Annotated in this window: 21 protein-coding genes; 6 read left to right on the top strand and 15 right to left on the bottom strand. The window is 65.1% G+C overall.

The window, feature by feature from the left end; all coding sequences use genetic code 11:
* Nucleotides 1-355: 355 nt before the first annotated feature.
* From QME84_06160 to iorA, 6 genes are all read right to left on the bottom strand, one after another.
* A complete protein-coding gene (locus QME84_06160; GenBank protein MDI6873850.1) occupies nucleotides 356-2,503 on the bottom strand; it encodes a GAF domain-containing protein in 2,148 nt (715 codons plus the stop codon).
* 488 nt (nucleotides 2,504-2,991) lie between these two features.
* A complete protein-coding gene (locus tag QME84_06155; protein ID MDI6873849.1) occupies nucleotides 2,992-3,903 on the bottom strand; it encodes an HAD family phosphatase in 912 nt (303 codons plus the stop codon).
* A gap of 6 nt (nucleotides 3,904-3,909) precedes the next feature.
* Nucleotides 3,910-4,893 (bottom strand): glucosyl-3-phosphoglycerate synthase, encoded by a 984-nt coding sequence (locus QME84_06150; protein MDI6873848.1) that lies wholly within the window; start codon nucleotides 4,891-4,893, stop codon nucleotides 3,910-3,912.
* A 4-nt stretch (nucleotides 4,894-4,897) separates the two neighbouring features.
* A complete protein-coding gene (locus QME84_06145; GenBank protein MDI6873847.1) occupies nucleotides 4,898-5,026 on the bottom strand; it encodes a hypothetical protein in 129 nt (42 codons plus the stop codon).
* Nucleotides 5,023-5,610 carry an indolepyruvate oxidoreductase subunit beta gene (locus tag QME84_06140; GenBank protein ID MDI6873846.1) on the bottom strand — a complete coding sequence of 196 codons (588 nt, stop codon included), beginning with the start codon at nucleotides 5,608-5,610 and terminating at the stop codon, nucleotides 5,023-5,025. Before QME84_06140 ends, QME84_06145 begins: the two co-directional genes overlap by 4 nt.
* A complete protein-coding gene (gene iorA, locus QME84_06135) occupies nucleotides 5,603-7,414 on the bottom strand; it encodes an indolepyruvate ferredoxin oxidoreductase subunit alpha (GenBank protein ID MDI6873845.1) in 1,812 nt (603 codons plus the stop codon). Before iorA ends, QME84_06140 begins: the two co-directional genes overlap by 8 nt.
* A gap of 185 nt (nucleotides 7,415-7,599) precedes the next feature.
* Here iorA and QME84_06130 point away from each other — a divergent pair, with 185 nt between their 5' ends.
* Together QME84_06130 and QME84_06125 are read left to right on the top strand one after the other, a co-directional pair.
* A complete protein-coding gene (locus QME84_06130) occupies nucleotides 7,600-8,211 on the top strand; it encodes a sigma-70 family RNA polymerase sigma factor (protein MDI6873844.1) in 612 nt (203 codons plus the stop codon).
* A 117-nt stretch (nucleotides 8,212-8,328) separates the two neighbouring features.
* Nucleotides 8,329-9,624: a zf-HC2 domain-containing protein gene (locus QME84_06125; GenBank protein ID MDI6873843.1), complete on the top strand. Its 1,296-nt coding sequence runs from the start codon at nucleotides 8,329-8,331 to the stop codon at nucleotides 9,622-9,624.
* Nucleotides 9,625-9,717: 93 nt separating this feature from the next.
* Here the strand turns inward: QME84_06125 and QME84_06120 are convergent, their stop codons facing one another.
* Together QME84_06120 and QME84_06115 are read right to left on the bottom strand one after the other, a co-directional pair.
* Nucleotides 9,718-10,485 carry a CoA-transferase gene (locus QME84_06120; protein ID MDI6873842.1) on the bottom strand — a complete coding sequence of 256 codons (768 nt, stop codon included), beginning with the start codon at nucleotides 10,483-10,485 and terminating at the stop codon, nucleotides 9,718-9,720.
* A 13-nt stretch (nucleotides 10,486-10,498) separates the two neighbouring features.
* Complete coding sequence (locus QME84_06115) at nucleotides 10,499-11,557, bottom strand: CoA-transferase (protein MDI6873841.1); 1,059 nt, start codon at nucleotides 11,555-11,557, stop codon at nucleotides 10,499-10,501.
* A 424-nt stretch (nucleotides 11,558-11,981) separates the two neighbouring features.
* Between QME84_06115 and hypA the strand changes: the two genes are divergently transcribed.
* Nucleotides 11,982-12,323: a hydrogenase maturation nickel metallochaperone HypA gene (gene hypA / locus QME84_06110; GenBank protein ID MDI6873840.1), complete on the top strand. Its 342-nt coding sequence runs from the start codon at nucleotides 11,982-11,984 to the stop codon at nucleotides 12,321-12,323.
* A gap of 95 nt (nucleotides 12,324-12,418) precedes the next feature.
* Nucleotides 12,419-13,087, top strand: a complete 669-nt coding sequence (hypB, locus tag QME84_06105; GenBank protein ID MDI6873839.1) for a hydrogenase nickel incorporation protein HypB — start codon at nucleotides 12,419-12,421, stop codon at nucleotides 13,085-13,087.
* A 92-nt stretch (nucleotides 13,088-13,179) separates the two neighbouring features.
* Here hypB and QME84_06100 read toward each other — a convergent pair whose 3' ends face one another.
* The 3 genes from QME84_06100 to QME84_06090 all read right to left on the bottom strand — a co-directional run bounded on the left by QME84_06100 (nucleotide 13,180) and on the right by QME84_06090 (nucleotide 16,383).
* The gene (locus QME84_06100) at nucleotides 13,180-13,992 is read right to left on the bottom strand and encodes an undecaprenyl-diphosphate phosphatase (GenBank protein MDI6873838.1); all 813 of its coding nucleotides are present in this window, start codon (nucleotides 13,990-13,992) and stop codon (nucleotides 13,180-13,182) included.
* A gap of 28 nt (nucleotides 13,993-14,020) precedes the next feature.
* Complete coding sequence (locus QME84_06095; protein MDI6873837.1) at nucleotides 14,021-15,487, bottom strand: CoA-binding protein; 1,467 nt, start codon at nucleotides 15,485-15,487, stop codon at nucleotides 14,021-14,023.
* A gap of 62 nt (nucleotides 15,488-15,549) precedes the next feature.
* Nucleotides 15,550-16,383 (bottom strand): hypothetical protein, encoded by an 834-nt coding sequence (locus QME84_06090; GenBank protein MDI6873836.1) that lies wholly within the window; start codon nucleotides 16,381-16,383, stop codon nucleotides 15,550-15,552.
* A 207-nt stretch (nucleotides 16,384-16,590) separates the two neighbouring features.
* Here QME84_06090 and QME84_06085 point away from each other — a divergent pair, with 207 nt between their 5' ends.
* Nucleotides 16,591-16,863, top strand: coding sequence for a hypothetical protein (locus tag QME84_06085; protein ID MDI6873835.1), 273 nt, complete (start codon nucleotides 16,591-16,593; stop codon nucleotides 16,861-16,863).
* A gap of 51 nt (nucleotides 16,864-16,914) precedes the next feature.
* On the opposite strand, the gene QME84_06080 is transcribed toward QME84_06085, so the two are convergent.
* The 4 genes from QME84_06080 to QME84_06065 form a co-directional block, all read right to left on the bottom strand.
* Nucleotides 16,915-17,925, bottom strand: coding sequence for a WYL domain-containing protein (locus tag QME84_06080; protein MDI6873834.1), 1,011 nt, complete (start codon nucleotides 17,923-17,925; stop codon nucleotides 16,915-16,917).
* Nucleotides 17,912-19,243, bottom strand: coding sequence for a YafY family protein (locus QME84_06075; protein ID MDI6873833.1), 1,332 nt, complete (start codon nucleotides 19,241-19,243; stop codon nucleotides 17,912-17,914). Before QME84_06075 ends, QME84_06080 begins: the two co-directional genes overlap by 14 nt.
* Nucleotides 19,237-19,818 (bottom strand): aldolase, encoded by a 582-nt coding sequence (locus QME84_06070; protein ID MDI6873832.1) that lies wholly within the window; start codon nucleotides 19,816-19,818, stop codon nucleotides 19,237-19,239. Before QME84_06070 ends, QME84_06075 begins: the two co-directional genes overlap by 7 nt.
* A gap of 94 nt (nucleotides 19,819-19,912) precedes the next feature.
* Complete coding sequence (locus QME84_06065) at nucleotides 19,913-21,685, bottom strand: aldehyde ferredoxin oxidoreductase family protein (GenBank protein MDI6873831.1); 1,773 nt, start codon at nucleotides 21,683-21,685, stop codon at nucleotides 19,913-19,915.
* Nucleotides 21,686-22,150: 465 nt separating this feature from the next.
* On the opposite strand from QME84_06065, the gene QME84_06060 reads away from it, so the two are divergent.
* Nucleotides 22,151-23,848: a CocE/NonD family hydrolase gene (locus tag QME84_06060; protein ID MDI6873830.1), complete on the top strand. Its 1,698-nt coding sequence runs from the start codon at nucleotides 22,151-22,153 to the stop codon at nucleotides 23,846-23,848.
* Nucleotides 23,849-24,167 lie beyond the last annotated feature (319 nt).

The following is a 24,167-nucleotide window of genomic DNA, read 5'->3' as shown; positions in this document are numbered from 1 at the left end:
GACGGCGGGAAGCATGCAGAGCCCGGCAGGATATGGAAAGAAATGGTAGATACCTGCCGCGCCGTGACTGGAGGCCGTCAGGGGTTAACGATGCATGGATCCACAAGGAGATAAAGGTAAGGCACCTCCGGTAAGGGACACGCGTTCGCACGCCGCCGGGCGTTCGCATGCCGACCCGCACCGGGCGGACCCGCCGGGGTCACTATAGGGGTGACGCCTGTAAACCTGGAGCACAACCACGAGAGCGCTGGGGCATGGAAAAGATTGGAAAGAGGGAGTGAGGCCTCTTCGTACTGCCAGCTTCTGTCAGCGGGATACTCAGGGGCATGGAAAGGCTGAAGGCGGGAGCGGGAGATCAGCTCATGCCCGCCTTGCCCATGTGCTCGCTGAGGGAAATCACCCGGCCGTCCGACCACCTGACGCTGATCCTTCCTTCCTCCACCAGCCTGAGGAAAACCTCCACCACGCGGGGATCGAACTGCCTTCCCGCTCCCCGCCTCAGCTCGGCCAGGGCTTCCTCCAAGGGGAGGGCTTTGCGGTAGGGGCGGTCGGAAGTCATGGACTCGAAGGCGTCGGCCACGGCTATGATACGGGAACCCAGGGGAATCTCCTCGCCCTTCAGCCCGTCGGGATACCCCGTTCCGTCATACCGCTCGTGATGATGGTAAACCAGGGGCATCACCGGCTCGAGCAGTTTCACCGACTGCAGGATGCGGGTGCCGATGAAGGGGTGGTATTCCATCTCCCTCCTCTCCTCCTCGGTGAGGAGCCCAGGTTTTTTCAGGATCTTCTCCCGGATGCCTATCTTGCCCACGTCGTGCAGGATGGAGGCGTGCCGGATGACGTCCACCTCCTCCGGCGAGAGCCCCATCCCCTCCGCCAGGGCCACCGAGTATTCCATGACCCGGTTGGAATGGCCGTGGGTATAGGCGTCCCGGGCGTCGATGGCGTTGGCCAGGGCGGTTATCACCTCGATGTAGATCTCTTCCAGGCTCTCGAAGAGACGGGCGTTCTCGATGGCTATGGCCGCCTGGCTGGCCAGGCTGGTGAAGAGGTTTATCTCGTGGGGGGTGAAATTGCGGGGCTCGTCGGTATACAGGTTGAGCACCCCTATGACCCGGTCCTTCAGGCTTAAGGGCACGGAGAGCAGCGAGCACAGCCCTTCCCGACGGGCGTGTTCCGGATAGGCGTGCAGGGAATCGGTTCTTATATCTCGTACCGCGATAGGCCTTCCCTCCTGGATGACCCTTCCGGCCACGCTCTCCCCCACCTTGATGGGGCCCTTGCTCAGGTACTCATCGGATAACCCGTGGGCGGCGGCGACGACCAGCTCCTGGCTCTCCTCGTCCAGGAGCATGATGGAGCTGGTCTTGGCGTTGAGGAGGACCAGGCTCATCTGGACGATCTGCTGCAGGACGGTCTCCAGGTCAATGGCCGAGGTGATGGCCTTGTCGATCTCGAAGATGGCGTGCAGCTCCCCGATGCGGTTCTGAAGGTCTGCGTAGAGCCGGGCGTTGTGCACCGCCACCGCGGCCTGGACGGATAGGGCGGACATCAGGTTGAGGTCGTTGTCGGTGAAGCTGTCCTTGAGGTGGTTGCCGGCGAAGACCACCCCGTATATTTCTTCTCGCCACTTCAGGGGGGTGTAGAGAGCGGAGCGTATGCGGTGGGTCTCGAGGAACTGACGGTAACCCCATTCCAGGTCCGTGTCCCTGACCATCATGGGCTTCCGGTTCTCCAGCACCTTTCCCACCAGCCCGTAGTCCCGGGGCAGGACGATGGCCGCCTCGCCGGAGCTCACCCCCTCCGAGGCCACCACGCTCAACCGCTCCCCCTCCGGATCCAGCCGGAAGACCAGCACCACGTCCGGGTTGATGCTCCGCGAGATGGCCTCGCAGAGGTTCTCGTAAACCCTCTCCTCGCTCAGCGTGGAGTCGAAGAGGGTGGCGAAGCCGGAAAGGGCGGTGAGTTCCACCATCCTCCGCGCCTTTTCCCGGCTCTCCCTCTCCGCGAACTCCGACATGTAGCCCGTGATAAAGGCGCTAAGGAGATTGAAGCCGCAGCGGCTGAGGATCATCACCACCGACTCCGCCCCGGATATGCGCCCGGACAGGCCTGCGGTAAGGACGTAGAGCAGGCTGCCCAGGAGACCGAAGGCAATGCCCTCCCGGATGCCGAACCACAGGGCAATGTTCACCACCGGCAGGGCGTACAGGAAATCGAACTCCACGACGGGGGCGGAGCGGGTGTAATAGAGGAGAAGGGAGATGAGGAACATCTCGATGGGCAGGAGGCTTAGGCAGGCCAAGCGGAATCTCTTCTCGGGGACGCGTAAAACGATCTGGTCGATGATAACGTAAAAAACCCCCAAGCCGGCCACCACGGGGATAACCCTGGACTGCTCGAAGTAATGGTGGGTGATGAACAGCTGGATGAGGATGTACAGGTAAACGGTTATGCGGATGATCCTTACAAAGAGGATGAGCTTGCGCTTCAGATCCAAGGCCGCACTCCTCGATGTCCTGCCTTTGCGCCCATGGCCGTCTCGCAGTCGTGCCTCTTCCCATACTGGAAGGCACGCCCAGAGCCGCATATCCCCCCGGGGAGGGATAGGTGGCTTCTCGAGTTCTTATTAATCTTTTAATTTATCGTCTCCTCCCCCTTCCTCCTAAAGTACTTCCTCGAACGGAAGATGTAAGTCGGCCAGCGGTCGCCTGGCGGTGGTGAGCGGTGCGGCCCGCGGAGCCAAGGGGGTGGTCCGGACCGCGGCGGGTTGTCAAACGGGGAGGGGCTCCGCGTCCAGTCGACGATTCCGAACGGAAGATGTAAGTCGGCCAGCGGTCGCCTGGCGGTGGTGAGCGGCTCGCCCCTCGGGTGCCGACGGCGTACCCGGACCGCGGCGGGTGATTGAACGGGGGGGAATTCCGCATCCGACCGTCAAGTCCGCGGAGGGAAAGGTTGATGATTCCAAGCGCGACGGGAAAGGCTCGCTCAGTCTTTCAGTACAGCCAGCTCCAGAGCCTCGGCCCAGCCTTCGTTGAGGAAGCCTTCGGTGACCACCACGTTGGGGGTGGAGGCGATGCGGGATTCGAGGTGGGGATTGCCCAGAAGCCCGTTGCGGACCAGGAAAAAGGCCCCCACCACCTCACTCTGGGCAAGGTCGGCCTCGGAGTCCCCCACGGCGACGGCCTCCCGGCGCTCGAACCCGCGCCTCCTCATGTCCTCGGCCACCGCCTTCTCCTTACTCACGCCCCTGGGTACCAGGTGATAGGCCCTCACCTCGGGCACCTCCAGGCCGGGATAAGCCCTGGGGATGACCCCGTTGTCCACCAGTTCCAGCCCCGGATACCTCTCCTCCAGGACGCGGTTTACCTCCTCCAGGTCCACCAGGCCGCGGAAGATGGGGGTGCAGTCCCGGTAACTGGACCACGGGGTGTGAAACTCTAACCTTCCCGGGTGGGCGTGGAGGAGGAAATCCACGGCCCCGCTCTCCATGATGGCTCGGTAGAGGTCCCCGCATTTCCCCACCAGGCCGCCCGTATTCAAGACCACCTCCTCGCCAAGGTCGTATACCAGCTCCACCCCCAGCTCGGCGATATAGTTACGGAGACCCAGAAGGCGAGCGTCCTCCCGCAGCTGGCGGGCGCTTCTCCCGGAAACCGGGACCACGTCCACTCCCCTGCGCAGGGCCTCCACAAGGGCCCGCGCCGGCCGCAGGGTGTACTCGCCCTCCAGGTTTCGGAAGAAACACCCTCCCGGCCCCATCATGGTCCCGTCCAGGTCGGTGTAAACCACCCGTATCCGCCCCAGCTTTTCCTTGATGGCCGGCCACCGCGCCTCCGGCCCGTACTCCCTGAGGGCGCGCTCCAGGAAGCCTTCTCCCCGGGTTCCGCCTTCCTCCACCTGCCCTCAACCTCCGAACAGGGCCCGGTATTCCTGGAGCTGGGAGATGGGGGGCCTCTCCTCCACCGGCAGCCGCCTGGTGTCCAGAATGTATTCGCCGTCCCGGTAATCCACCTGGGTGATCTCCGCGCGGAAACCCTCCGAAAAGGAGAGCCTCCCCTCCTCCTGGAGGCGCACCAGAACCGCCTGCATGACCTGGAAGGCCATCCTCCCCAGGGCGGGGAGGGTCTGGTTGCGGTGATGTCTCTCCTCCAGGTCCACCTGCCCGATGACCTCCATGCCGTAGCGGGAATAGATGTCGATGAGCATGCCTATCTCCACCCCGTAACCGGAGAAGAAGGGGATGCTCTCCAGGAGGGACCTGTCTCCTCCGTATTCACCGGAAAGGGGTTGGATAAGGGCGGTGAGCTCCGGGTAGAAGAGGCTCAGGAGCGGGCGGGCCACCAGCTCGGTCACCCTCCCTCCGCCGGTGGGCAACAGCCGGTGCTCCGCCCGGAAGGGCCGCTGGTAGAACCCCTTGACAAAACGTATGTCCGGCCTGGTCAGCAGGGGTCCAAGGATGCCGTAGACGAAGCGGGGATGAAAGTTGCGTATGTCGGAGTCCATCCAGATGATGATGTCCCCCCGCATACAGTACAGGCTTCTCCAGAGGGCATCTCCCTTCCCCTGGGGGGCGTACATGCCGGGGAGTATCTCTTCCTGCCGATAGACCTCCGCCCCCGCCTCCCGGGCCAGCTCCGGGGTGCCGTCCCTGCTTCCTCCGTCCACCACGCAGAGCTGGTCCACCAGCGGGACGCGGGTCATGAGCTCCTCCACGATGGTCTCCAGTATGGGCCCGATGGTGGAGGCCTCGTTCAGGCTGGGCAGGCACACGCTTACCGTCTTCCCCGCCCGGCGCTTGAATTCCACGAGCCTGTCCAGGTCCTCGAACTGGCAGTGGTGGAAGGTGTTCCCCTCCGACCAGGCGCAGGTCTCCAGCCTCCTTCCCATGCCCCTACTCCCTTCCGTCCTCGCGGGAGGCCTCCGGGCGAGTGGGCCTGCCGCCATCCTCGATCATGACCCTCCTACTCCTGCGGCTTCCCTTGCCCAACTCCCGCCCGCCTCCCACCGCCGGCCACCTCATTTCCAGGACCTTCCCTCGGCCACCCTCCTTCCCAGGTCGAAAGCCCGCAGGTTAACCTCCAGGGCCTTGGGGGGGACCCTTTCCCTCAGGGAATGCTCCCAGGCCCGCACCGGAAACTCAAGGAACGTGGAGAGCGCCCCCAGCATCACCGCGCCCACCGCCCGGGCGCTTCCCGCCTCCACGGCCAGGTCGCGAGCCCGCAGCACCAGGCACTTTCCGGCCGCCTCCCGGATGAGGTCCAGGGCCTCGTCGGGATACGTGGCATCTCCCCTCAACACGGGAAGGGGGTCGAGGCGGTAATCGTTGACCACCGCCGTCCCCTCAGGACGCAGGTACTCGAGGAAGCGCAGCCCCTCGAGGAGCTCGAAGGCCAGCAGGAAATCCGCCCGGCCCCTGGGGATGAGGGGGGAATATACCTTTTCCCCCCAGCGCACCATGCAGATGACGCTTCCGCCCCTCTGGGCCATCCCGTGCACCTCGGAGGTCTTCACCCGGTATCCCGCGCGCATGGCCGTCTCGGCCAGAATGCGCGCTGAGAGCACGTTTCCCTGGCCCCCCACCCCGGCCAGTACCACGTCAGTCACCGCCCTTCACCTCCCGCAGGGCCCCGGGGCGGCAAAGCTGCGCGCACATGGAGCAGCCGGCGCAAAGGCCCTCTTCCACCCAGGCCTTGTCCCCCCGCATTACCAGGGCCGGGCATCCCAGCCGGAGGCAGCGGCGGCAGCCGGTGCATTCCTCGTCCACCACCCTGAAAACGGCGTGCGGGGAGCGGTCCATTAGGGTGCAGGCGCGGCGGGAGATGATCACCGAGGTGCGTCCGGAGCCCACCTCCTCGCGCAGGGTCTTTTCCGTGACCTCCAGGTCCCAGGGGTCCACCACGCGCACCGAGTCCACTCCCACCGCGTGGCAGAGGGCCTCCAGGTCCAAGGCGTGGGTCCGTTCCCCCATGAGGGTCCTGCCCGTGCCTGGGTGATCCTGGAAACCGGTCATGGCCGTGGTCCGGTTGTCCAGGATGATTATGGTGCACGGGGTGCGGTTGTAGACCATGTCGATGAGGCCGGTGATGCCCCCGTGAATGAAGGTGGAATCGCCCAGGGCACCCACCACCTTGCCACGTAAATCCGCGTTGACCCGGCTCCCGGCGAAAGCTTTCTCCAGTCCCAGGGCCATGCCCACCCCGGCGCCCATGCACACCTGGCAGTCAATGCCCTCGATGGGAGGAAGCACGCTCAGGGTGTAACAGCCTATGTCGCTGGAGACCACCAGCTTCAGGCGGGAGAGGACGTAGAAGAGACCGCGGTGAGGGCAACCGGGGCACATCACCGGTGGTCGCGCGGGAAGCCCGGAGGGAAGAGGCGCGGAGATCAGCTCCGCGCGGTCCCAACCCCCGTCCTTGAGGCCCGTGTCCACCTCTATGATCTCGGCCAGGCTTCTCCCCACCCGGTCAGGATCCAGTTCGCCCTCCCGGGGAATCCTGGCCTTGCCCATCACGTCCAGGCCCATGGCCTTGAGGGAGTCCTCCAGGAAGGGCTCCAGCTCCTCTACCACGTAAAGGCGGCGGAAATGGGAGGCGAAGTCGCGCACCGTCCTCTCCGGCAGAGGGTAGACGAACCCCAGCTTGAGCACGGAGGCCTCGGGGAAGGCCTCCCGGACGTACTGGTAGCACACGCCCGAGGTAACTATTCCCACCCGGTCGGACCGCATCTCCACCCGGTTGAAGGGGAAGGTTTCCGCTTCCCTCGCCAGCTCCTCCAGGCGGCGCAGGAGCACCGGGTGTCGCAGGCGGGCGTGGCCGGGTATCATCACTCTCTTGGCAGCGTCCTTTCGGTAGGGCAGGTCCACCTCCAGCCTCTCCCCGTCGTATTCCACCACCGTCCGCGAGTGGCTGACGCGGGTCTCCAGGCGTAAAAGGACCGGCGTGTCGTGGCGCTCCGAGAGCTCGAAGGCCGCTCCCACCATGTGGTAGGCCTCCATGCTGTCCGAGGGCTCGAGGAGCGGGACCCCCGCCATGCGGGCATAGTAGCGGCTGTCCTGCTCGTTCTGGGAGGAATGCATTCCCGGGTCGTCGGCCACCACCAGCACCAGCCCGGCATTGACCCCGATGTAGGGCAGGGTCATCCAGGGGTCGGCAGCCACGTTGAGGCCCACGTGTTTCATGGCCACCAGGGTGCGCGCGCCGCCCAGGCAGGCGCCGATGCCCACCTCCAGGGCCACCTTCTCGTTCGGGGACCACTCGCAGTAGACCTCCGGAAAGCGGGACAACTCCTCCAGGATCTCCGTGCTGGGCGTCCCGGGGTAGGCGCAGGCCACGCGGACCCCGGCGGCGTAAGCCCCCCGGGCCACGGCCTCGTTTCCCGAAAGAAGTTCTCTCTTGTGCCCGAACCCCACCAGGACCTCCTTCAGGCGGCGTCCACCGCGTTCCCAATCTCACGGAAGAGGGCCTCCCATCCCCTCTCCCTCCCGCTTCTGGCGTCGATTGTAGGGCATTATAACACGAAGGTCCCGCGCCTCCCCTATGCTAAAATTACACCGAATTTGGCGCCGGATAAGGCGCGGAAAAGAGGATCGCCGTCATGACCGGACGCGGGGAAGAGGAAGGACAGCGGGACCGTCGCTCCGACGAGGAGCTGGTCAGTTCCTTCCTGGACGGCGATCAGTCGGCCTTCGAGGAACTCGTCAACCGCTACCAGTCCACGGTCATGAACCTCGCCTACCGCATGCTGGGCAACCGCGCCGACGCCGCCGACGTGTGCCAGGAGGTCTTCCTCCTCCTTCTTCGCAAGCTGCACTCCTTCCGAGGGGAGGCAAAGTTCTCCACCTGGCTCTACCGGGTGGCCATGAACGCCTGCCACGACCACGCCCGCCGCAGCCGCCGCCACGTCTCCCTGGCGGATTCCCAGGACGACGAGATGCCGGAGATGGAGCAGCGCCTCCCCGACGACGGTGCGGACTCACCGGAGTCCAGCATGGAAAGGGAGGAGATACGGCGGCGGGTGCAGGAGGCCATCGCCCGGCTGCCCTTCAAATTCCGCGAGGTCCTCTACCTGCACGATATCAGTGGGTACGATTACAAGGAGGTGGCCGAGATACTGGGCATCAACCTGGGAACCGTCAAATCGCGTCTCAACCGGGCCCGGAACCGGCTGGCCGCGGAACTCGAGGACTACTGGGAGCAGAGCCGCTGATCCGTTTTCCAACGCCGTGTACAGGGACGAATAAAGGGTGAGGGGATTGGAAAACGCCGGGAACAGGGCCGGAATTGAGGCCATCTAACAGTTGGCGAAAGGAGAGGTTTCGGGGACATGAGATGCAGGCAGGCCAGGAAACTGATGAGCCCCCTCCTGGAAGGGGAATTGGGGGATGAGGCGGCCGCCGGGGTGCGGAACCACCTGAGAGAATGTCCGGCCTGCACCCGCAGGTTCCGCATCCTCGGCGAAGTGGTGCGGGAACTCTCCCGGATGCCGCAGGTGAAGCCTACCCGGGTGGAAACTATCCGGCTTCACGTCCGCCTGAGGGAGGCGATGTCCGCCTCATCCGCCGCCCGGCCCTCGAGGCCCGTTCTGCGTTGGGCCGCTGTTGCCGCGGGCCTGGTGGCGGTCATCGGCGCCTCGTTTACCTGGACTCTCCTCTCCCGGAGGGAAGCAGCGACCACGGTGGTGGAATCCACGGGGGGAGGGGAGCCGTCGCGTGGCCTGGTATCCGAAGTGGGCATGGAAACCTCGTCCCTGTCCCTGCAGGATATATACCCGAGCAGCGTGGAGGACCTGGTGGTGCGACCCGCGCTGGTCCTGTCGGGGCGGGAATATACCTCTGGGGAGCTCCAGGCCTACGGTGAGGACATCGGGCCGCGCATGGCCTTCTACTCCGCCTACTGGTATCCCATCCAAGGGGACACGCAGTCACCCTACCTGCCGCGCCTCCAGGAACAGCTGGTCGCCGACCTTGCCCGCCAGGCGGAACAGGCCGGGCTGGATCCCGAAGAGCTCCGGCGAGCCCTCGCCGCCATCCTGGGAGAGGTGGGAAGGTCGCTCCTTCCCTGCCGGGCGGAATTGGCCAGGGTGCAGGGAAGGGAAGCCTGGCTGTTCTCCCTGAGCGGACCCGAGGACTACCTGCTCTTCCCCGACCCCCAGGTCCCCGCCGCCCTCCACCTGGCTGCCCGGGGCGGCCAGGAGAGCCTCAAGCTGAGCCAGTCACTTCTCCAGGAGCTGTATGCCTACCTCATCCCCCAGGGCAGGGAAGTAAGGGCTCCGGTACCCGGCACGGAGGGCGCGGCCCGGGAGGCGGAGGTCTCCGGGGGAGTGGAAACGGAGGCCCGGGAGTCGGCGGAAGCCGGGGAAGCGCGGCCCAGGGCCGCTTCCGAGGAGGAATTCCAGGCCTTCCTGAGGGAGATGGCCGCCCAGGGGAACCCAGCGGAGGCGGTGGCCGCCCTGCAGGAACTGAACTACGAGCAGCTGCTCCTGCTCCTGCAGGGAGACTGGGCGACCTTGGCCTCCAGGGGAGTGGACCTCAGCGACTTCCTCCTTCCCCCGCGCCGCCTGGTCGCCGTGGACCGAGCCACCGGCCAGGTGCTGTGGAAAGCGTCCCATGACCGGAAATAAAAGGCCGGGCACACCTTGTGCGCCCGGCCAGCAGGTCTTGATTCCAGTACCCTTCCGGGGAAACCAACCTTCACCCGGAAAAGCTTTCCCGCATCAGAAGCAGAACAGCTGGTTGGGATCCACTTCCTCGCGCAGGATGCGCAGCTCCTCCTCCGTGGGCTTGGGAGTCTCGGTCACGTCATCGGGGATGATGAGCTCGAAGCCGGTGAACTGCTGGATGACCTCCGGCGTGACCCCCGGGTGGTAGGAGATGAGCTTCATGCGGCAGGTCTCCTCGTCGAAGCCCATGACCCCCAGGTGGGTGATGACCCTCCAGGGTCCCCCGCCCACCAGGCCGGCGCGTTCCCGCGCCCCCGGACCGTCAAGGTAGCCCGGCGTGGTGATGTAGTCCACCCTCTCCGGGAGGCGTTCCGGGAGGTGCAAGCCCATGAAGATGACCCTCTCGCAGAGGGAAGCGATGTCGTTGGCACCTCCCGAGCCGGTGAGACGCACCTTGGGATGATAGTAGTCGCCGATGCAGGTGGCGTTGATGTTCCCGTACATGTCGATCTGGGCCCCGCCCAGAAAGCCCACGTCGGCGTATCCCGCCCGGCTGTGCCCGAAGACCGAGGACATGGAGAGGATGATAGGCGCCTTGTAGGTGGTCCAGGAGCAGGACACCGACCAGGGGAGCACCCGGGGCTCGGGGTCAACCGCCCCACACTCGTAGATGGCCATCATGTTGGGGGCGTGCATCTTCTTGGCCAGCAGCGCCCCCACCAGGGGGAGGCCGGTGCCCACGAAGACGCTCTCCCCGTCTTTGATAAGCCTGGCCGCCACGCAGGCCAGCAGTTCCCTGGGAGTATACTGAATGTCGCTCATCTTCCAACCCTCCTTAGATGGCCCGCTTGGCCACTTCCTCGTACCTCCAGTCCCTCTCGCCGCCGACTCCCCAGTATCCCAGGCCGAAGTAGCTGGCGTCGCAGGAGAGCTGCTCCAGGCGCTTCATGTACTCGAGGACGTTCATGCCCTCCTCCTCGGCGATGAGCTGGATCATCTCGTAATGGTCCTTGGTCCCCAGGATGTACTTCTCGTACCACTCCTTGGTGGATTCCCTGGTCTTCCACTCCACGCGCACCACCCGCTCCTGCAGGCGGCGGTCGAAGTAGTACATGCCGGGCATGTCTCCCGGGTAGGCCCCGTAGGGAACCTCGCACACGGCGTCCACGCAGTAGTGGGGGATGATCACCTGGTAAGGATTGGAACGTATGTCCTCGGTGGACACGATGCGCTCGCAGGTCACGATGACCTTGCGGGCGGCGATGGCGATGGCCGTGTCGTTGACCGATGGACCCCAGATGCGGCTGTTCCCGTACTTATCCGCGTGGTGGACGTGGAAGATGGCCACGTCGGGGTACATGGCCGGAACCAGGCACACCGGCTCGCCGGTCCAGGGGTCCCTGGCCTCCTTCACGTAGGGGTTGGTGCGCATGAGGTCCGTGCCCAGCATGGACTTGCAGGCCACGTAGTTGACCCCCTGCTCGGCGGCGCGCAGGGCCAGGGAAAGGGCGCCGTGGCTCCACTCGGAGTAGACCTTGAGGGTCCCCGCCTCCACGCCGCGGCGGAAGGGGGATATCAACCCTCGCATCTCCACCCCCACGTAGGCCACGTGGGCCCCCTCCAGGCCGCCGAACTCGTGCCAGGCGGTGTTCATGCCGCCCGGGGTGAAGATGCCCACCAGGTTCTTCTTCCGCTGGCGCCCGATCTCCCAATAGGCGGCCATGGGCCCCCGCACGTAGGCGAAGCCGGTCTCCACGATGGAGTCGCCGTCCTCCACCAGGGTGGCGATGGCCTCCTGGAGGGTCATGCGCTTGTCCTTCTCGGCGCGGGATTTCTTCAGCTTCCATTCCCGGGCCAGCTTGTGGTCGAAGAGTCGGTCGTTGGCGTGGCTCATCCTCGTACCTCCCGGTTTGATCCAAGAGATGGATGGGGGGAATCGGAGGTCTCCAAGCCCAGGGGGTGCAGCGGTTCCCGCAACGGGCGGAACCGCCAGGCCTGCTCCTTACCCTGTTCCATCTGCTTCCTCGTCCGGACTGCGAATCCTAATGTGACTCTGTAGTCGTACGATAACCTTAATATTTTTACCATCAAAAGGGTAAGGGCGCAATCGAAAGCCCTAACCTGCCGGTGCCCGGCCCCGCGGGCGAAGCGGGAAGTGAATGCGGTCTCTCCTCCCCGCTGACCGGGCTCAACATGGTGCCCACGTCGAAGGTGTAACATGAAAGGGCACGGGCGGAGGCGCCCGGACATGGGTTGCCTGGAGGCCGCGGCCTGCCGGCGGCGCAGCGGCGAAAGGGCGGAGGGAAGGAGCTGGATTCATGCACGAGCTGGGGGTCACGGAGAGCATCGCCGGCATCGTTCTCCGCCACGCGGAGATGAACGGCGCCCGGCGGGTAATCAAGGTGAACATCAAGCTGGGGGAACTGACGGGCATAGTGGACCATTACGTCAGCTTCTACTGGGACCTGGTCACCAGGGACACCATCGCCCAGGGAGCGGAGTTGAACTTCACCAAGGTGCCGGTGGTGGCCTACTGCAATAAATGCCGGGAGGAGTTCCGCATCCAGGAGTACGACCTGACCTGCCCGCGCTGCGGTGAGCTGGCCTCGGATATAATCTCGGGCAGGGAGTTCATGGTGGAGTCCATAGAGATAGAATAGGCGCCGGAAAGCGTGGATGAGGCCGCAGTCCGCACGGACCGGAAAGGACCTGGGCTTTCCGGCAACAGAGGAACGGGAAATGGAAAGGACGGTCAATGGATATCCAGATCCTTGAGGGCGTCTTCGACGCCAACGAGAGGATAGCCCGCGAGAACGAGGCCCTTTTCCGGGAGCACGGCGTGCTGGCCGTGAACCTCATGGCTTCCCCGGGAGCCGGGAAGACCTCCCTGGTCTCCAGGACCCTCGAGCTCCTCTCCGGGGAATTGAGCATCGGGGTCATCGAGGGAGACATAGCCTCCAGCGTGGACGCGGAGAAGATAAAGTCCTACGGCGTCCCCGTGGTCCAGATCAACACCGGGGGGGCCTGTCACCTGGACGCGGCCATGATACGGGAAGCCCTCGGCCACCTGGACCTCTTTTCCCTGGACCTTCTGATCATCGAGAACGTGGGCAACCTGGTGTGTCCGGCGGAGTTCAACCTGGGGGAGGGGCTGCGGGCGATGATCCTCTCCGTGGCCGAGGGGCACGACAAGCCCCTCAAGTATCCGCTCATGTTCAGCCAGTCCCACGTCCTCCTGGTCAACAAGATAGACCTCCTGGGACTGAGCGACTTCGACACCGGGGAGCTCCGGGAGACCATCCGCCGCATGAACCCCGCCATGGAGATATTCGAGGTCAGTTGCCGTACCGGGGAGGGGCTTCAGGCCTGGGCGGATTGGTTGAAGCGAAGGGTCAGGGAAAGCGGGAAGGAAGGCAACCCCTGAGGAGAACCCCTCCATTCCCGGGCTTCATGTAAACACCGATCGTCGGACACCTGCGGAGGGCAACCGGTAATCAGCGTTATCCCCGCGGAGTGCTACCCGAGGATGACCAGCGCCACTACCAGGACCGCCGCCAGGGCGAGGCGGTAGATGGCGTAGGCCTTGAAGGTGTGGGTCTTCAGGCGCGATAGCAGAAGGCCCATGGCCATATATCCCGAGACGGCCGCCGCGGCACAGCCCGCCGCCATGGACCATACGGAGCCGGCCGGGATGCCCTCCTTCACCAGCTTGAACCCCTCGTAGACCGCCGCCGCCCCGATGATGGGGATGGAAAGGAGAAAGGCGAAGTCCGCCGCCTCCCTCCTGTCGATACCCACGGCGCGGGCCGTGGAAATAGTGATGCCCGAGCGCGATACCCCGGGCATCAGTGCCAGCCCCTGGGCCACACCCACGGCCAGGGACTCCCTCCATCCCGCGGACCGCCAGTCCTTCTTCTCCCCTCCCCACCTGTCCGCTCCCCAGAGCACGAGACCGAAAACGGCCAGGGCGACCGCCATGAGCAGGGGCATACCCTCCATGATCTTGGATGACTCGGCGAACACCGCCCCCAGGACCAGGCCGGGCAGGGTGGCCAGCAGGAGAAGCCGGCCCAGTCGGGCTTCCTGGCCGCCGTGCTCCCTTCCGCGGGCCTCCCTCCAGCAGGCGGAGGCGATGGACGCGAGGCGACGGCGGTAATACCACACCACCGCCAGCCAGGTCCCCAGGTGCAGGGCCACCATGAAGGAGAGGTCCGGCTCGCCCCACCCGAAGAGGTGGATGAGGAGGGCGAGGTGCGCGGAACTGGATATGGGCCAGAACTCGGTGACCCCCTGCGCCAGCCCCAGGACCACCGCCGGCCCGATACTCATGTTCATCCCCGCTCCCGGCAGGTCGGTTTCATCCCCTGGCCCTCAGGAACTCGCCCCGCTCCGCCAGCATGGCCGCCACCCGGGCGGCGCGCTCCGGGTTGGTGTAGACGCACAGGCGGTCCCGTGGAAGATCGGCCACCTCCGCCGTCTCGGCGTCCCTCTGGGGCATGCCCACGGTGACGATGGGCTTGCCGTGCCGTTCCATGAGCTCCACCACCTTCTCCGCGAAGCGGTTGCTGCCCTCGCGCACGTACCGGCGCCGGACGGCGAACACCTCCCTCTCCTCGGGGGGCACCTCCTCCGGCCTCTCCGCCATCCCGAAGGCGGCGGCGGCGTTCACCGTGCCCAGGGAGATGAGGAGGTCGAAGGCGGGATGGGAGGCCAGGATCTCCAGGCAGCGGGCGTGGTCCTCCAGGTTGACGATACCCACCAGGTCCACCGGGTTCCCCTTGCTCCAATAGGAGGGGAGGATGCCGGAAAGCTCCTCCTTCACCTCGGGGGGCAGGGGGACCACCCGCAGTCCCTGGCGCTCGCAGAGATCGGCCTCCACCACCCCCCATCCCCCTCCCCAGGAGAGGATGGCCAGCCGTCTTCCCCGGGGGACGGGCAGCTTCACCAGGGCGTCCGAGAAATCCAGCATCTCCTCCGTGGTCTCCGCCCGGATCATGCCCGCTTGCCTTATCATTCCCTCGTAGATCTCCCGGGAACCGGCCATAGCCGCGCTGTGGGAGGCCGCCGCCCTCCTGCCCGCCTCCGTGCCCCCCGCCTTGTAGATGACGATGGGCTTGTGGGGGGTTATCTCCCGGGCCAGCTCGAGTATGCGCCGCGGGCGCTTGAAGCCCTCCACGTAGAGGAGGATGACGCGGGTCAGGTCATCCTTGGCAAAATATTCCAGATAATCGGCGAAATCCAGGTCGCACTCGTTACCCACGCACACGAAACGCGAGAATCCGATCCCCCGGTAGGACCCCCAGCCCAGCATCTGGGTGCCCAGGTTACCGCTCTGGGCGGCGAAGGCGATGTGGCCCGGGCGCGGACGCACCGGGGGCATGAGGGCGGTGAGGCTCCAGGGGGCGGAGTAGATGCCCATGGTGTTGGGGCCCACGATGCGGATGCCGCGGGAGTTCGCCGCCTCTACCAGTTCCCTTTCCATGCGCCTCCCCTCCGGGGAGGACTCACTGAAGCCCCCGGAGATGACGATGGCCGCCTTTACCCCCGCCGAGGCGCAGTCGTCCAGTACTTCACGCACGCTCTCCGCCGGTATGGTGATCATGGCCAGGTCGACCGGTTCGCCTATCTCGGAAAGGCTGCGGTGGACCGGCAGGCCGTGGATCTGCCCTCCCCTGGGATTGACCAGGTAGAGTTTGCCGCGATAGGCATCGCGGAGGATGTTGGAGGGGATGATATGCCCCCACTTGGCGGGGTTGCTCGAGGCTCCCACCACCGCCATGCTCCTGGGGTTGAAAAGCACTTCCACTGCATCACCGGGCTTCATCTCTCCTCCCTCTCCTCTCCTACCTCTCCTTTCTGCCGCGAGCATCCCTGCTCTCCACGTCCTCACAGAATTTTGATCCGGGCGGCCAGTTCCCCGCCGCGTTCGATGAGCCCGTCTATCCGCCCTCCCACTCCCGCCAGGTAGGCCTGGACGGTGCCCTGCAAAGCAACCGCTTCTCCAGCCAACGGAGCGAACCGCTGGCGGAAATCCGCCAGGGACTCCATCTCCTTGGAGGGGGCGGCCTGCAGCACCCCGGAAACCATGTCCCTTATCCCGCGGAATAACGCACGTAACTTGTCCAGGTATTCGCGCATCTCCTCCGGGGGGGTGATGCCCTCCAGTTCGCCCAGGTACATGTGCATGGTCCTGGCGTCCTCCTCGGCCGCCCCCCTTATCTCCTCGGGCTGCGGCTGTTCCGGCAGGGAGGGAAGGGCGAGGTTATCCACATCCACCAGCATGGGAAGCACGATCTGAAAGAGGCCCAGGGAATTGACAACCGTGCTGGTCTCCCGCTCCCCGTCGGCGTAGAAATGCATCAGGTCCAGGTGGAGCTCGAGGGCTTCCTCCGGGGGATCCAGGGAATCCAGGGCCCGGTAGGCGCCGGAAAATATTTCCTTGGCCCGCTCGAAGAGATCCCCGACCTCCTGGAGCTGGTAATATTCGTCACCGGAAACCTCGACCAGGGATTCGAGGACGTAGCTGAGGTCCCAGGCCACCCCGTCGTGGATCTCGGAAATGCGTTTCTTGTATTCGGAGGCGCTTAAGCTCTCGCCCCTTCTCCCGCATCCCGCGGCGAGGACGGCGGCCATGAGGCAAAGGGCCGCTATGGGCACAAGGGGATAAAAATACCGGCGGCGGTCGAGCCCGTGCATCACCCCTGCTTCGTCGCGGCGCATACCTTTCTCCGTCTCCTGCTCCACATCCTGAAAAACGGGGATATCGACCCAAACATTATAAACTAATCCCCGTGCGAAGGCCTCCAGGCCTTTGGTCGATATCGTACATATTCAGATTCTCTGTTCACTTAGGCTTGCGCCAGGTGTTAAAATATCCTTTGTGGTCTCGAGAAACCTCCGGGACTCGAGATGAAAGGAAGGTGAAGGTTGCACAGGCGCGAACCGCCGTTCAGGGGCAATGGCAGCGAGGCGGCCAATAGCTCCCTTAAGGTCCGCATAAGCAAGGGCTTTATAGACGCCGCCTTCGGGGAGGGCTTCCTGGTCGAGGTCTGGGACTTCCGGCGCCAGAGGCTGGTCTACGGAGAGCGGTACAAGGAGCTGGACAGGGCCCGGCGCCGCCTGAACGAGATCAAGAACGATCTGGACAACATGAGCCTCGACCGCTTCCGCCAGGCCTATCTCTCCCGCCACGCCCGCTGAACCCACTCGTTTTCCGCCGGCGGAAAGCAAGGTCCGCCCCTGGAGGATGGCTTATCTCTTGCGGGAGGAGCGGTTTCCAGCTTTTCCCTTATTACGGCCGTGCCTGCCGTAGAGGGCCAGCATCTTTTCCACCCGGCGGCGCAGCCCCTCCCGGAGTTCCGGCGGATGGAGCACTTCCACTTCCGTCCCCCAGCGCAGGAGCTCCCTCTCCAGCCAGGAGAGGCTGCCCGTCCTCAGCGTGCACACCACGGCCTCCCCGTCCTCCTGGAATTCACTGAAAAGCGCCTGTTCCCTGGCCCAGGGAGCCAGAGCGGGTGAAAAGCGCAGCCTCACGGTGATCTCTCCCGAATCCGGGGCGGCGGAAGAACCCCTTCTGTCCAGCTCCGTCTCCCGGTAAGGAGCAAACCTCTCCTCCGTTACCCGGAGGTCCTTTATCCGATCCACCCGGAAGACGCGCATCTCCCCGCTCATGCCGTCCCAGGCGTGGAGGTACCAGTGCCCCATTCCGAACTCCATGGACAGGGGGTGCACCTGGCGGCGGGTGAGCTCCCCCCTGCCGTAGGAATAATATTCCATCTCCACCACCCGCCGCTCGTCACAGGCCTCGAGGAGCTGGGACAGCACCTCCTCCCGGGAATCCGGCGATGCCACCTCAAGGCTCCGCTCCACATCCTCGGGGGAAAGCCCCTCCATCCCCATGGCCTGCTGTATCCTGCGCATGGCGGAATGCAGGGCCGAGGTGGCCGAGGGTCCGGCCAGCCTGGCCAGGGCGCTGCAGGCCAGGTAAAGCCCGGCCAGCTCCGAGGGCGTGAAGCGCACCGGACGGGCGAAGTAATCGGCCATGCCGATGTACACGCGGTCCCCGTCCATGCTCACCTCGATGAGGTCCGCGGGGGTGTAGTCGGGCTGCCCGCACATGAAGATGAGCTCGAGGTCCCTTATGAGCTGTTCCCGAGTCACCCCGAAGACCTCGCAGAGCTCCCGGAAGGTGGCGCCCTGGTGCTTCAGGACGTAGGGGATGAGGGCCAGCATGCGGCGCAGCCTGGCTTCAGGACCGGCCATCCTGCCCTCCTTCCAGCCCGCGCAACATGTCCAGCAGCCGGTTCCGTATCCTCTCACGCAGGTTACGGGGTGAGATCACCTCGGCGTCCTCGGCGAAGGAGAGGACCCAGTTGCAGAAGGCATCCTCGTTGCGCACCGTGACCCTGATGACCCCGCTGCCGTCCTCAAGGTAGCGGAAGGGATAGATGTCGCCCAGGTCGCGCTCCACCCACCAGGCGATGCGGGGCGACAGGCGCACCTCCGCCTCCTGCGGCGATCCCTCCTCGAACTCCCAGGGGAGCACCCGTGAATAATCGCTCAGCTTGAAATCCGGCGGTTTCTCGAAATCCGGCCCGGGATGATCGGGGTGTTCCAGCACCACCTCGGACTCCACCCGCGAAACGCGGAAGGACCTCCTCTCGCCCCGCAGGTGGCAGTAACCCACCACGTACCAGGCCCCGCGGTCGAAGTACATCCCGTAGGGATCCAGGCGCCGCTCCCGGGGCTTCGAGGAGCCCAGGGAGCGGTAGGCGAAGCGCACCGTCTTCCTCCTCACCGAGGCCTCCCACAGCGCGCTCAGCTTCTCCACCGATTCCGCCGGGTGGTCGAAACGGACGGGAGCCGGGCGCGCCTCCCGCAGAGGCCCCGCGCCTCCAAGGTCCGGGCTCAGCTTTAGGAGGGCGGACGAGGCCTCGCGGGAGAGGGGTATCAGCCCGCCGGAGGCGAAACGGTGTACCAGGAGCAGGGCCACTTTCTCCTCGGGCGTGAAATTCACCTCGGGCAGGTAATACTCCTCCTTGGGGATGCGGTAACCCGTCTCCTCCCCGAAGGCGTCCAGCGGTTCCACTCTTATGGGGATGCCCATCTCCCGGAGCTCGCTCTTGTCCCTCTCGAACATGCGCTTGAAGGACGCCGCGCTCTCCTGCTGGTAACCCGGTATGCTGTTGCGGATCTGTTCCAGGGTGACGGGGCGGCGGGCTTCGAGGAGCATGGCGATGAGGTTCATCAGCCTTTCCAGCTTGCTCACGCCCGACCTTCCCCCCTCCCGCTTTTCCCCGCCTTGCCCGGGAAGGGACCTGTCACCGGCCGGTGCTAACATCGGCTCGTGGCAGGCGATGACGGAGAGGCAGGCGAACATGGAAAGGAAGGCGTGGATGGGTTCTGGAAAGGCGTTTCTCCTGGTCCTCGGGTTACTCCTGAGCTCCGCGGCGGAAAGTCGCGGGGTCTCGGCCATCATCCTGGCCGCCCTGGCAGCGGCGTGTTTCTTAATATTGCTGGCCGAATCCCCCTTGGTACGCAGGAGGTTGCGGAGGGCGGAAAGCCGGGTACCGGTCACCATCGGCTTTCCCCTTCCCGCCTCGCCTGCGGAGACAGCAGGCGGTAGAACAGAAGAGCCCGGCACGAAGCCTCCAGGCTGGAAGTCCACTGGAACGCTTCTTCCAGCATCTGCCCCACGGCGAAGCTGCCGTGTCCCCTGACCATGACGATCTTGTAGTTCTGGAGCAGGGGAGGGAGCTTCTCGGCTACCTCGTCCGAGCCCACGGTAAGGTCCGCTCCCACCACGGGAACGGCCTTGAAATAATAAATGCCCTCCGTGTCCACCGGGTGTATTTCGTCCTCCAGGAGCGACAGGGCGATGGCGCAGGGAGGGTGAGCATGCACCACGGCCAGGGCCGAGGTTTCCCGGTATATGGCCCTATGTATCTTGATCTCCGTGGAGGCCAGGGTGATGTGGCAGTCGTCGTCGTGCATACCGGTTTCCACCAGGTCTCCCTCCCTGAGGTGGGAGAGCATGGAACCGCGCCGGGTGATGAAAATCCTGTCCCCCACGCGGACGCTCATGTTCCCGCTGTGCGAGGAATTCACCCCCTGCAGGAACAATTCGCGCCCGAAGAAACTGAACTGCTCCAGCATGGTAAGCCCTCTCACGCAAACCGGAACGCCATCTCGCTTTTTCATAATAGCATCCGCGGGAAGCGGAAGAGCGAAAATGCGGGCCGCATTCGGGCTACTCCGGAAGGCCGAGGGCGGCCAGCTTCCGCGGGTCAGGGATACCCCTCTCGTCCCAGCCGCGGGCGCGGTAATAGAGGGGGAGCATCTCCCTGAGGAGCACCACCCTCCCGGCCGCCGGTCCCTCGGCCACCGGTTCGCGGAGAAGGCGCGGCGGCAGGGTGTCCTCCGCCGGGTCCATCCCGCACCGCAGGTTGTACAACCTCTCCAGGTTCCATATGCGCTCCCCTATGCGGTGCAAGTCCATGGCCTTGTAGGGAATGCCGGTCACCGCCTCGAGCATGCGGGCGAAGTACTCGTCGCTCAGGGCGAACTGAAGGAAACGGCATAGTACCAGGGAATCCACGCCCGCGTTGAGGTTCTGGGCGAAAATGGTCAGGCCGGGCTTGTCCGTGGTGGATTTCCGGTCCACCATCTTGGGTATGCCCAACACCTCCGGACCTACCAGGTAGGCCCTCAGGTGACATCCTCCCCGGTTGGAGGTGGCGAAGGAGAGCCCCTGGCCCTGCAGGCCCCGGGGATCGTAGGCCGGAAGCTCCAGCCCCTTCACCTGCATGGCGTATTCAACCGCTCCCCGTGCCTCGGCGAAGCGGCGGGATCCCCGGGCCAGCTCCCGTCCCAGGCCCCGTCCCAGGGCCATGTCCTCGAGCAGCCCGAGCACCGCGTCCGCGTCCCCGAAGCGCGGTCCCCCTTCCACCAGGCCCCTCTCGGACAGCTCCATGCAGCACCCGATTACCGAACCCGCGGAGATGGTGTCCAGGCCCAGGTCGTTGCACAGGTAATTGGCCAGCACCACCTTCTCCAGGTCGTCCACCCCGCACTGCGCCCCCAGGGACCAGAGGGTTTCGTACTCCGGCCCCTCGCCCCTTAGGCCCCCCGCTCGGGTGACCCTGCCGCAGCCTATGGGACATCCCCAGCAGGCCCGCCTTTTCTCCAGGTGCCTCTCCTCCAGCACCTCCCCGGAGATGGACTCCGCCCCCGGGAAGCGGGAATGCTGGAAATTATTGGAAGGAAATACCCCCAGCTCGTTCATCAGGTTCACCAGGACGGCGGTGCCGAAACGGGGAAGGCCTACCGCGGTCACCGGGTTTCCCTTGATCCACCTCCGGGACTCGCCGAGGACGAAGGACAGCTTCCCGGGCCGGCTCACGCTCACCCGGCTCCGGCCCTGGACCACCACGGCCTTGAGATTCTTGGAGCCCATGACCGCCCCCAGACCTCCCCGCCCCAGCGCCCGGGAGCCGTCGTTCATTATGGAGGCCAGGAGGCAACCGTTCTCGCCCGCCGGGCCAATGGCCGCCACCCCGGCCCCCGGGTGCGCGGCGCCCAGGCGGGTCATGACCTCGGAAACCGTCCTTCCCCAGAGGTCGTCCGCGGGATGAAGGCGAGCTCCCGCCTCGCTGACCTCGAGGTACACCGGCTCCGGGGACCGGCCCGTCACCAGGAGGACGTCCAGGCCGCATCTCTTCAAGCCCACTCCCCAGCGCCCGCCGGAGTTGCAGTCGAACACCGTGCCGGTGAGGGGCGACCTGGAAACCAAGGAGAACCTCCCTGCCGTAGGCACCGGTGTGCCCGTGAGTGGCCCCACGGCGAATATCAGCGGGTTGGAGGGATGAAGGGGCTCCACGCCCAGGGCCCGGTCGTAGAGCAGCTTCACCCCCAGTCCCCTACCGCCCAGCCACCGGGTGAGGAGCTCCGGGTCCAGCTCCCTCTCCCGGAAGGAACCCTTTTCCAGGTCCACTTCCAGCATCCGGCCCATCCATCCGTCCATCTCCCGTCCTCCCGTTTCCGCAGCCGGCCGCTAGCTGTGCCCGTCGAAAGGCCCTCTTTCTCAAAGCATAACATCACCCAATTTCCCCGGGCCGTCGGAAACGGGCGGAACCACGGAAAACCGCCGCCTGAACCGGAGCACCTCCGCCGGTGGAACCGACCCGGATCGGACGTGATGAGATAGGCTCGAGAGAACCCCCACGGGAAATGGCCACATCTCGGTTTCCCTGCTTGCGGCACAAGAAAAAATCGCGCCACATCTCACATCGTGCCTTCGCCGTCATGCCGGCCGAAAGGAGGCCTTCCGCGCTGATCCCGAACGGCGCCAAGCCCTGAAGCCGCCCGTGGTCGGTTGCCGTGCGGGGCGAGGAATGCGCGGATTTCCGGAACCGTGCAAACCGGGTAAGGGTATCTGGTATCATGTTGCGGGAAACGGGCGTTGATCGGACGATAGGGGGTCTTCCTCATGGCCGAGAAACAGTCGAGGTTAAAGTACCGCGGGGAGAAGGAAAGGAAAAGGGATAGCGGAAAATCCAGCCTGGCGGCTAAAGGGAGGGTGAGGTGGATGCTGCGCGCCTCCATCATCGCCTCCCTTCCCGCCCTACCCGCCCTGATGCAGCGAATGGCCCAGGCGGAAGGGGAACGCAAGGGATTCCGGGTGGAACAGTTCAAGTTGACCGCCAGGGACGGTACCAAGCTCTCCGCGGCCCTCTACGTGCCCCGGGGCGAGGGGCCTTTCCCCGCGCTGGTCATGGTGCATTCCTGGATGCTCAACCGCTGGCAGTGCCACCTCTACGCGCCCTATTTCGCCTCCTCCGGATACGTGGTCCTAGCCTATGACTGCCGGGGATGGGGCTCGTCGGGAGGCGAGGTTTATTGCGCGGACCCCGACCACGAGCTCAACGATCTGGAGGACGCCATAAACTGGCTCACAGAGAGGAGCGGCTTGCCCCTCAAGGAGGGAGCGCTAGGCGTTACCGGGATATCCTACGGCGGAGGGCATTCCTTCCTCATAGCCCTGCGGGACCCGCGGGTGAGAACCGTGGTCCCCATGGCCGGATGGACGGACCTGTCCGCGAGCCTCGCCCCCGGGGGTTCGGTGAAGTTCTTCTGGGGATTTTTCCTGGTCCTCACCGCCACCTGGGCCACAAGGCTCAATCCCCGGAACCCCCTTTACCGCTGGACGACCACCCTTCTCCTGGGCCGTGGGGACCGCCGGGAATTCGAGGAGAACATGCGCAGGAGGTCCTGCCTGCACCTTGCCGAGGAGTGCGAGAAGCCCATGCTCATCGTGGGCTCCTGGAACGACGACCTCTTCGAGCCCAATCAGATGATGGATTTCTACCTCCGGCTCAAGGCCCCCAAGATGCTCTACATCTCCAATGGGATTCACGGTCTGGATTCGGCAGTGGGTCCCCGCTGGGCGGGGAAGGAGATCTGGGAGCTCACCCGCCGGTGGTTCGATTACTGGCTCAAGGAAGAGGAGAACGGCATACTCGACGAGCCCCCCGTGCGGCTCTACCGTCCCTGGAAGAAGCGGGTGGAGGCGGAGGAGGAATGGCCCCCCCGCGGGATTCGCACCCACACCATATACCTGGGCCGGGACGAGGGGCAGTTCAAGCTGACCTCCAAGCCCAAGGGCAGGCGAGAGGAGGCCGTGTTGCGGCCTCGCCTCCTCACTCCCGCCAACTCCGGTCCCTCCATCATCCGGCCCCAGGCCATGGGCCTGCCCGTGCCCGGTCCGCGGAGGGAGGCGGGTGACGGCTTCTTCTCCTTCACCACCTCGCCGGCCAAGCGGGACTTCGAGCTCCTGGGGATTCCCAGGCTGCGCCTCCGGTTGGTGCCCCGGGATCGCAAGGCGCAGGTGAACGCCCTGCTCTACGACGTCCCCCCGGAGGACGGAGGGCTGCCCCGCCTCATCACCTACGGGACGTTGACCCTGGAGGACGTGGAACCGGGAAGGGAGACGGAGAAGGTCATCGAGCTGGTGGCCGCCGACTACCTCCTGCCCCGCGGCCACCGCTTCCGGCTCACCCTGTCCGGGAGCAACCCCACTTTCGTCCTCCCCGTGACGGGTAAGGGCCTGCGGGTGGTCTACGGGGACGGCCTCAGCTACCTGGAGCTTCCGCTACGGGAAAGCTCGGAGCGGGGGGAAGGTTCATGAGCCGGCCCGTTACCTGCCACGGGCGGTAGATGGCGATTGCCTAAATGCCGATAATCCGCGACGGGTAGGAGGGCAAATTTGGCTTCCATTTATTTCCATATCATCGTGCGGGCTAGGGCCCGGTGGTAAATCCGAGGGGGTTCGCAATCCGAACTCCTCCCAGGCCCGCCCTTTACCGGGAGGGGAACAGGACTTGGGTTTCTTCCCGCATGCAGCCCCGGGTGTTTCTTCCAAATGCTCGCGCGGGCTGGAGTCCGGGGGGACATCCGAGGGGGTTCGCAATCCGAACTCCTCCCAGGCCCGCCCTTTACCGGGAGGG

The sequence above is a fragment of the Actinomycetota bacterium genome (assembly GCA_030019255.1).
Lineage (GTDB): Bacteria > Actinomycetota > Geothermincolia > Geothermincolales > RBG-13-55-18 > Solincola_A.
The sequence above is the reverse complement of the archived record's forward strand: the minus strand, read 5'-3'. Positions and strand labels throughout refer to the sequence as shown.